1 protein-coding gene is annotated in these 1,448 nt (G+C 68.3%); it reads left to right on the top strand.

The features are described from left to right. The first annotated feature begins 49 nt into the window (after positions 1 to 49). Positions 50 to 1,441 carry an IS30 family transposase gene (locus ACZ6S5_RS34865; RefSeq protein ID WP_466006549.1) on the top strand — a complete coding sequence of 464 codons (1,392 nt, stop codon included), beginning with the start codon at positions 50 to 52 and terminating at the stop codon, positions 1,439 to 1,441. The last annotated feature ends 7 nt before the right edge of the window (positions 1,442 to 1,448 follow it).

The following is a 1,448-nucleotide window of genomic DNA, read 5'->3' as shown; positions in this document are numbered from 1 at the left end:
GGCGAATTCAACTGATCGTCGCAACACCTCGTGATCGTGGAGGTGTTTGATGGCACGACGTCAGCAGCAGGCGGATCGGGCGTTGCGGCCGTCGATGCGTTCGCCGGGGAGGCCGATGCCGGCGCGGCATGTGGAGCGCGCGTTCTGGCGGCTGATCGCGCAGGGCAAGCGCACTGAGGAGGCGGCGCTCGAGCTCGGTGTGTCGACGCCCGTTGCGGTGCGTTGGTTTCGTCACGCTGGCGGCATGCCGCCGTTGAGTCTGGCCGAGCCCTCCGGCCGCTACCTGTCGTTCTCCGAGCGCGAGGAGATTGCTCTGCTTAAGGCGCAGGGGCAGGGTGTCCGCGCGATCGCCCGGGAACTCAAGCGGGACCCGGGCACGATCTCGCGGGAGCTGCGGCGCAACGCCGCGACCCGCAGCGGCAAGCGCGAGTATCGGGCCACCGTGGCGCAGTGGAAGGCGCAGGTAGCCGCGCGGCGACCCAAGCCGGCGAAGCTGGCGAGCAACCCGCGGCTGAAGGAGTACGTGCAGACACGGCTGAGCGGGCAACTGCGCCATCCCGACGGGACGGCTGCCGCAGGCCCTCCGACGACCTGGAAAGGGCTGAACAAGCCGCACCGCGCAGACCGCCGCTGGGCGACGGCCTGGAGCCCGGAGCAGATTAGTCGACGGCTGGTCGTCGACTTCCCCGACGATGAGGACATGCGCATCAGCCACGAGGCGATCTACCAGGCGCTCTACATCCAAGGACGCGGCGCGCTCAAGCGTGAGCTGGTGGCCTGCCTGCGGACCGGCCGGGCGCTGCGCAAGCCCCGTGAACGCTCGCGGAACAGGCCGCAAGGGCACGTCACCGCCGATGTCGTCTTGAGCGAACGACCCGCCGAGGTCGAGGACCGAGCGGTCCCCGGCCACTGGGAGGGCGACCTCATAATCGGCCTGAACCGCTCCGCCATCGGCACCGTCGTCGAGCGCACCAGCCGATACACGCTCCTGGTCCACCTTCCCCGCCTCGAAGGCTACGGAACCGTCCCGCCGGTCAAGAACGGGCCCGCACTCGGCGGCTACGGCGCCATCGCGATGAAGGACGCGCTCCAATCGACGATGACCGCCATGCCCGAGGAACTGCTGCGATCCCTGACCTGGGACCGCGGCAAAGAACTCTCGGCGCACGTCCAGTTCAAGATCGACACCGGCATTGCGGTCTACTTCGCCGACCCCCACTCGCCCTGGCAACGCGGCACGAACGAGAACACCAACGGCCTGCTGCGCCAGTACTTCCCCAAGGGCACCGATCTGTCCCGCTGGGACCTCGAAGACCTCCTCGCCGTCCAGACAGCGATCAACAGCAGACCCCGCAAGGTCCTCGGCTGGAAGACGCCCGCCGAAGCTCTCGACGAGCAGTTACGGTCACTCCAACCAGCAGGCGTTGCAACGACCGGTTGAAACCAGG

This window comes from Micromonospora sp. NPDC051924, from assembly GCF_055586005.1.
Note: the sequence above shows the minus strand (reverse complement) of the source record. Positions and strands in the feature narration are given on the sequence as shown.